The sequence below is a fragment of the Frankia sp. CoWAU3 genome, assembly GCF_977971855.1.
This window is the reverse complement of sequence record NZ_CDWWXB010000020.1, coordinates 20,700-27,595: the sequence shown is the minus strand read 5'-3', so window position 1 is coordinate 27,595 and position 6,896 is coordinate 20,700. Positions and strand designations below refer to the sequence as shown.

The following is a 6,896-nucleotide window of genomic DNA, read 5'->3' as shown; positions in this document are numbered from 1 at the left end:
GACCGGCCGACCGTCAATCACCGGACCGTCAATCACCGGACCGACTGGCCGGCACCGGGTGGCCGGCACCGGGTGGTCACTTCGCGACCGGTCGGTCGGCTGGCGGGACGGGCATCAGCGTGGCGAGGTTGTACCCGCCTCGCCACACGCGGATGATCGCGTCCGCCATCTGCCGGTCGAACAGTTCGTCGATGTCGTCAAGGGCGGAGGGGAGGTGCCCGAACATCTCCAAGGAGATGAAGCCGTGCAACTGGGTCCAGACGGCCAGGCACACGGCGAGTCCGGCGGCGTCGATCGCGACGTCGTGGTCGCGTCCCCACGCTTGCAGGCTGGCGCGCATCGGCGGGGTGAGCTGGGCGTCCACCGCGGCGGTGTCGATCATGCCGGCCCCGGTCGACTCGCTCATGCAGCGGAACAGCACCGCGACCGCGCGGTGCAGTTGCGTGATCATCCGGTCGTTGGTCGACGTGGCGCAGGGAATGCCGGGGCCGAAGATCAGTCCGTATTCCGTCGGGTGGTCCAGGGCCCAGCGGCGCTGCGCGCGGGCGACCTGGAGCCAGCATCGTAGGTGGTCATGCGGATCGGCCGCGTCGAAGGCCGCCTCCAGGGCCTCCGCCAGCGAGGCGAACCCGTCCGCGACCAGTTCGGCCAGCAGGATCTCCCGGCTGTCCACGTAGCGGTACAGGGCCGATGGGGCCATGCCCATCACCCGGGCGACCCCCCGTAGGGAGAGCGCAGCCGGGCCGTGCTCGGCCAGCTGGGCGCGCGCGGTCTGTTTGATCTCGTCGAGAGTGGCCTGCCGCAGTCGTTCGCGACGGGGAACCGGACTGCTCACCACGGTCATGGTGGGTCTCGACGAGAACGCTGTCAACTTTGTGAACGGATGTGTCTTGACACGAACAGCGATTGCGAACACTGTTCTCTTCAGCATCGCCTGCTCTTCAGAGGGTTCCGTGTTTACTCCGCTCGTGGCGCTCGTGGCGCTCGTGGCGCTCGTGGCGCTCGTGGCGCTCGTGGCGCTCGTGGCGCTCGTGGCGCTCGTGGCGCTCGTGGCGCTCGTGGCGCTCGTGGCGCTCGTGGCGCTCGTGGCGCTCGTGGCGCTCGTGGCGCTCGTGGCGCTCGTGGCGCTCGTGGCGCTCGTGACGCGCCGCCCGCGTCTGGTCCTCGTCCTCACGCTCCTCGTGCTGCTCGGCGCCGGTGGGCTCGCGGGTGGTGCCTTCAGCAAACTCCAGACGGGGGGGTCGACGATCCAGCGTCGGACTCCTCCCGGGCCGAGGACGTCCTGGACGCCCGCTTCCACGGCCGCCCGAACCTCCTCCTGTTGGTGACCGCCCGGGCGGGCGATGTCGACGACGCGGCGGTCGTCGCCGCGGGGAGGGAGGTTGCGGCCGATCTCGCAGCCCAGGCCGGGGCGAGGGACGTCGTGTCCTACTGGACGGGGGGCGGTCCGGCGCTGCGCTCGCGGGACGGTCGGCAGGCGCTCGTCGTCGCCAGTGTCCAGGACGATGACCAGGCCGCCGATATCGTTGATCATTATGGGTCGTGGGCGGACGCGCCGGGGGCGGTGACGGTCCGACCGGGTGGGGCCGCGACGGTCGGGGAGGACATCAGCGGACACGTCTCGGCCGACCTCGCCGCCGCCGAGTCGTTCGCCATTCCCATCACGTTGGCGTTGCTGGTCATCGCGTTCGCGGGCGTGGTCGCCGCCCTGCTGCCGCTGGGTATCGGGCTGCTCGGCATGCTGGGTGGCTTCGCCGCGCTTTCGGTGATCGGTGAGCTTACCGACGTGTCGATCTTCGCGGTGAACCTGGCGACGGCCCTTGGCCTGGGGCTGGGCATCGACTACTCGTTGCTGATGGTGGGAGGAACTGGCGGCGGGTCGGGACCGCGCCACCGCGGTGGAGCGGACGGTCCGCTCGGCCGGCCGGACGATCCTGTTCAGTGGGGCGACGGTGATCGTGGCATTGGCCGTGATGCTCGTCTTCCCGCCGTTCTTCCTGAAGTCGATGAGCTACGCCGGGATCTCGGTGACCCTCGTCGCGATGCTGGCCGCCGTCGTGGCCCTGCCAGCGCTGCTGATGGTGCTCGGCGAGCGGGTCAACGCCTGGGGGATCGGCGGTCTGCTCGGGCTCGTGCGCCGTCGCCGCGCCGGTCGTGCCCGGGGCGGCGAGGCGATCGGGCCCGCGGGCGCGGTCGGGCCGGCGCCGGTCGGGTCGGCGCCGGTCGTGGTGCGGGAGGCGGCCGACTCGCCGTTCTGGCGTCAGGTCGCCGGCACCGTGATGCGCCACCCCGTGCTCACCGGCCTGCCGGTGATCGCGGTTCTGCTCGTCCTCGGGGCGCCCTTTCTGCACGTGAACTTCGGCACCCCGGACGACCGGGTGCTGAAGCCGGGCTCGGCGGACAGCCGGATCGTCGGTGACGCCCTGCGGGGCGCGTTCGCCGCCGACATCGGCGGCGCGCTCGACGTCGTTGTCCAAGCCACCGGGCCGGGCATGATCGACCGGTCCGCGCTCGCATCCTACGCGACTGCGCTGTCCGAACTGCCGGACGTGGCCCGGGTCGACAGCGCCCTCGGGTCCCACATCGACGGGCGCCGGGTCGTACCGCCCGGTCCGGCCAGCCGCCGGTTCGCGATCGCCGGAGCGGATTCCCTCCAGGTCGTGCCCGCGGTGGACTATGCGTCGGACCATGCGCAGGCCCTCGTCCGGGCCGCGCGTGCGGTGCCGGCGCCCGTGGGGACCAGCGTGCTTATCGGTGGCGCATCCGCCGTCCTGGTAGACGGCAAGACCACGATCGCCGACCGTCTCCCGGTCACCCTCGGGTTGATCGCGCTGGCGACCTTCGTACTGCTGTTCCTGTTCACCGGCAGCGTGCTGCTACCGGTGAAGGCCATCGTGCTCAACGGGCTGGCGATGTGCGCCGTGTTCGGCGCCTCAGTGTGGATCTTCAGTGACGGCCACCTGTCCGGGTTCCTCGACTTCACCCCAGGCCCGCTGGACACCTCCATGCCGGTCCTGCTCTTCTGTATCGCCTTCGGGCTCTCGATGGACTACGAGGTCTTCCTGCTCTCCCGGATCAAGGAGGCGCACGACGCCGGCGCGCCCAACACCGAGGCGGTCGCCGCCGGGCTCGCCCGGGTCGGGCGGATCGTCAGCACCGCCGCCGCGCTGCTCGCCGTCACCTTCGTCGCGTTCGGTACCTCATCGGTCCGGTTCATCCAGATGTTCGGGATCGCCACCGCGCTCGCGATCGTGCTCGACGCCACCCTCATCCGCGGGGTGCTGGTCCCCGCCTTCATGCGGGTGGCCGGCGACTACAACTGGTGGGCCCCTGGCCCGTTGCGGACTTTGTATCGGCGGTTCGGACTACGCGAATACTCCGTCCCGGAGCAGGTCGGGGTCAGAACCGTTCAAAGCCGCGCCGGCGCTCCCAGTCGGTGACGGTCCGCTCGTAGCCGGCGAGCTCGACTTCGGCCGCATGGGCCAGATGGGCGACGACCCGATCACCGAAGGCGGCCCGGGCCACCGCACTGGCCCGCCATCGGTCCACCGCCTCCCGCAAGGTCGCGGGCAGCCGTGGCACGTCCGGCATGGTGAAGGCGTTGCCCACCCGTCCGGGTTCGAGCGGGAGACGGTGCTCGATGCCGTGACGGCCGGCCGCGATCATCCCGGCGACGGCGAGGTAGGGATTCGCGTCACCGCCCGGCACCCGATGTTCGACGCGCAGTCCCGGCCCGTCGCCGACCACCCGTATGGCGCAGGTCCGGTTGTCCCGTCCCCAGCTGATTCCGGTCGGAGCGAATGAGCCCGGCGCCAGGCGCTTGTACGAGTTCACGTTGGGCGCGTACAGCAACGCGAAATCGGCCATGCAGGCGAGCTGCCCGGCCACGAACGAGCACATCAGCGCGGACATCCCGGCGATGTCGTCGCGAGAGCCGGGGGGTGGGAAACCGGGGGGTGCGATGCCCGGTGGGGCCAAGCCGGGGTGCCGGACGAGCGCCCCCTCACCTTCGGGGGACGGCGCGAACACACACGCCCCGTCCGTCTCGCGCAGGGACAGATGAACATGGCAGGAGTTCCCCTCGCCCTCGTCGTACTTCGCCATGAAGGTCAGGGCCTGCCCGCCCGCCGCGGCGATTTTCTTGGCGGCGGTCTTGTAGAGGGTGTGGTTGTCGCAGGCCTGCATCGCATCGGCATACCGGAACACGATCTCGAACTGTCCCGGATGGACCTCCCCGCGCGCGGACTCGACCGCCACCCCGATGCCGGCCATCGCCCGCCGGAGGCGTCGGACCAGATCGTCCAGTCCTTCCGTGCCGGAAAGCGCATAGTCGATGTTGTAACGGCTGGCCGGGGTGAGATCGGTATAGGAGCGCTGCGCAGCTCGGCGGTAGGACTCGCGGAAGACCAGGAACTCCAGCTCCGTCCCGGCGAAGGCGGTCAGACCGGAGGCTGCGAGCGCGTCGAGCTGTCGACGCAGCACGGCACGGGGAGCGACGCCCACCGGGGACCCGTCCGGCCAGAACGCGTCCGCGAACACCACCGCGTCGGACGGATGCCAGGGTGCGCGGCGCAACGTGGTGAGGTCGGGCTGGAGCCGTAGATCACCGAAGCCGTCGTACCAGGGCGTGTGGGGGTAGCCTCCGTCGGTCTTCATGTCGACGTCGACGGCGTGCAGGTAGGTGCAGGCGCCGAGGCCATCGGCGAGCACCGGTCCGGTGAAGTGCTCCGGGGACACGGCGCTGCCGACGAGTCGGCCCTGCAGGTCGACGGTGGCGATGATGATCTCCTCGACCGGTTCGGCTCCGGCCAACAGGTCACGCAGCACTCCCCGGCCGGCCGCGTTCTCCCCGAGCGCCTGATCGGACGATGACCCGGGGCCGATCGGGCGGGGCTGGACCCGCGGTGCGGGCCGCCCGATCGGCTCAGGTGGCTCAGGCGGGTCCGGGGGGTCGGGACGGGCCGGAACCTGGGCCGATGGTGGGGTCGGAACCGGCGACGATGTCATGCGTTCTCCGTTCATGCCGTAGGCGGCGCCGGTTCCGTCGGGGCTGCCGGTCGCGCTGGGCCCGTCGTGAGGGTGGACACATCGTGCAGGGGATTCGCGACCTCGCCGTGTATCAGGTCGAAGCCTCCGTCCCGGTCGGCGCGATCGTGGAACCCGGCGCCCGCGAACTGCTCGCGGTTCAGGCAGACCCGACCGAACGCCGGCCCGAGGAGATCGATCGAGGCGAACTGCTCCCGCAGGTCCGGGAACCTCGCGTGGTATTGGTCGACCGTCGCCCGCACGAGCCGCCAGAACTGGTTCTCGTCCACATCGAGATGATCCGCCACGAGCACCGCGAAGAAGCGGAAGTGCCCGGCGAACACCGCCGAGAGCAGGGAGTGGGCCAGGACCGGGCCGGGCCACCGCCGGCAGTGCTCGACCGCCTCCGGTGGCATCCCCCGCCGCTCGGGGAACTCGCCGGATACCAGTTCGATGTCCGCGCCGAAGTCCTTCACGGCTATGCGGCGGGGCATCTCCTCGGCATCGAAGATGCACAGGACGTTCTCGCCGTGCGGCGTGAAGGCCACGCCGTACCGGTACAGGTAATGCAGCAGCGGCGGCAGGAGAGCGGCGAACAGCGCGGCGAGCCAGTCGTGCGCCGGCCGGCCCGAGCGGGCCACGAGCTCGGCGACGACTGCCCGACCGTCGGAGCCGACCGCCAGCAGGGACGCGAGGCTGCGCGCCCGCTCCCCGCCGTCGAGAAACCGCTCCACCGGATCACGCCAGAGCACGCCGAGTAGTTCGTGGAGGCGGTAGGGCGCGTCGGGGACGGCGTCGTAGGCCGGGTGCCGGACGGTGGCGCCGGCGACCTCCGGAAGCGGGAGAACCCGGGTCACGTCGCGCAGGAAGGGATCCGCGTCGCGAAGCCCGAGCAGCCAGCTCGACATCGCCGGCCCGGCGATGGCATCAGCCGCCGACATCCCCCGCCACACCAGCGTGTTACGGATCATTAGCGCGAGCTTGACGTTCCGCCGGTCCGGCCGGTCGACGTTGGCGAGGGTGCGCACCGCCTGCAGGGGCAGGTACCGGTCCGGTGCTTCGCCCAGCGGTACCAGCAGGCCGGTGGCGATCTCGGCCGCATAGAGCGGCACGATTACGTTCTCCCACTGCCACGGGTGGACGGGTAGCCAGACATAGTCGGCGATCGTCGTACCGGCGGGTGGTCCGGCGGGTGGGGCGGAGACGGGCGCGGGGCCCGGCCGGCGTGGCTCGTCCGGCAGGGCCCCGCGGAGCACATCTGTGAAGTGGGCGCGGGTCCGCTCGTCGAGTTCCGTGGTGAGCAGGTCGGGCACGGTCGGCGCGCCCTGGCCAGAAAGGTCGATGGCCTTGGGGGCGATGGCGCTGTACCGTGCGATCGCGCGGTGTGCGGCCACCCATCGCAGTCGGAAGGGCCGGCGCGCCTCGGGGGCGTAGACGGCCGCGGCCGCGCCGAAACCGAGCCGTCCCTTGTTCGCGACGAGACAGGGATGGCCGCTCTGGTACCCCTCGAGCGCGACGAACGGCAGATCGGCGAGATCCACCGCGGGAATCGCCGTTCCGAGCAGATGATGATCGGCGGCCTGGGTGGCGAGCAGATCGCGTACCACGTCGGCGAGGACCGGGTCGGACCAGCCGAGCAGGACCTGCATGTCCTGGAGAAAGCGGATCGGGTCGTCCGCCGGTGCGGTGCCCGGAACGGTCGGTGCGGTGCCCGGTTCGGGGGGGCTGCCGTCCGGGCCGGGCGGCGTAACCGAGCGCGAGCGGGTCAGCGTGGCGGCATCGATCCACCAGGAGCCGAATGTGCCACGTCGGGCGGTGAAAGCGTATGTGACGCCCGCGGCTCGGAGCCGGTAACCCTGGATGGGACCCCG

Annotated in this window: 3 protein-coding genes and 1 pseudogene; 1 reads left to right on the top strand and 3 read right to left on the bottom strand. The window is 71.2% G+C overall.

What is annotated here, in order from left to right:
- Positions 1-76: 76 nt before the first annotated feature.
- Entirely contained in the window at positions 77-844 is a 768-nt protein-coding gene (locus tag AC08ON_RS03925; RefSeq protein ID WP_476607167.1) for a TetR/AcrR family transcriptional regulator, read from the bottom strand.
- A gap of 268 nt (positions 845-1,112) precedes the next feature.
- On the opposite strand from AC08ON_RS03925, the pseudogene AC08ON_RS03920 reads away from it, so the two are divergent.
- Positions 1,113-3,440 (top strand): annotated as a pseudogene (locus AC08ON_RS03920) (MMPL family transporter).
- Here AC08ON_RS03920 and AC08ON_RS03915 read toward each other — a convergent pair.
- Positions 3,400-5,007 (bottom strand): glutamine synthetase family protein, encoded by a 1,608-nt coding sequence (locus AC08ON_RS03915; RefSeq protein ID WP_476607168.1) that lies wholly within the window; start codon positions 5,005-5,007, stop codon positions 3,400-3,402. The pseudogene AC08ON_RS03920 and the gene AC08ON_RS03915 sit on opposite strands and share 41 nt — an antisense overlap.
- An 11-nt stretch (positions 5,008-5,018) precedes the next feature.
- Positions 5,019-6,896, bottom strand: a 1,878-nt coding sequence (locus AC08ON_RS03910; protein ID WP_476616468.1) for an IucA/IucC family protein, incomplete at its 5' end; no start/stop codon positions are given.

Bases quoted from the DNA above. Each gene is read 5' to 3' on its own strand.
- AC08ON_RS03925 (WP_476607167.1), bottom strand. From the start codon at position 844: ATGACCGTGGTGAGCAGTCCGGTTCCCCGTCGCGAACGACTGCGGCAG.
- AC08ON_RS03915 (WP_476607168.1), bottom strand. From the start codon at position 5,007: ATGACATCGTCGCCGGTTCCGACCCCACCATCGGCCCAGGTTCCGGCC.